Genomic DNA, 568 nt, shown 5'->3' on the forward strand with positions numbered 1-568 from the left:
GATGGGTATAGGTCATTTGTACTCACTCCTTATAATTCTTTGGTCGGAACTATTTTGAGTGTAGCACAAATGACTTTTTTAGTTGTCTAGCTTAATTTTACAATCGGCGATAACAAAAAGACATCTGGTTGTCCTATAATTAAATCGGCAAAAACAATCATAGGAGGATAACCAAATGTCCATAACTAAGAATATCAAATGTACGGATGAAAAGACAAGTCATTCCATCAAACAAATTTTGAACATCAAAGATTCCCATATTACCTTTTCAAAAGATGCCATTAGTAAAGAGCGCGTTCATGGCCGTATGGCCAATGTATTTACCGGCTTATTAACTGGAGAAGCGCATCGTTGCGAATGTTGTGGGTTTGATTCTGTCATCCGTCATGCTTATCATGATAGTTGGATTCAGTTGCTTCCGTATCAAGAAGTACCAACTTATCTACACCTGTACAAACGGTTCTGTTGCAAAGTTTTAAATCTACTATCAAATAAGGTAGAATAATAGAAAAAGATAGCAGGAGGAATGACGATGAATCATTTTAAAGGAAAGCAATTTCAGCAGGAT

Annotated in this window: 1 pseudogene; it reads left to right on the plus strand. The window is 35.9% G+C overall.

Going from position 1 to position 568, the window contains the following annotated elements:
• Positions 1 to 175: 175 nt before the first annotated feature.
• Positions 176 to 472: pseudogene (locus ACTFWY_RS17825) on the plus strand (ISL3 family transposase); the annotation flags it as partial.
• Positions 473 to 568: the final 96 nt, after the last annotated feature.

Origin of the sequence: Enterococcus sp. 125944, assembly GCF_051909435.1 — a bacterium.
In the GTDB taxonomy this organism is placed as follows: domain Bacteria; phylum Bacillota; class Bacilli; order Lactobacillales; family Enterococcaceae; genus Enterococcus_D; species Enterococcus_D gallinarum.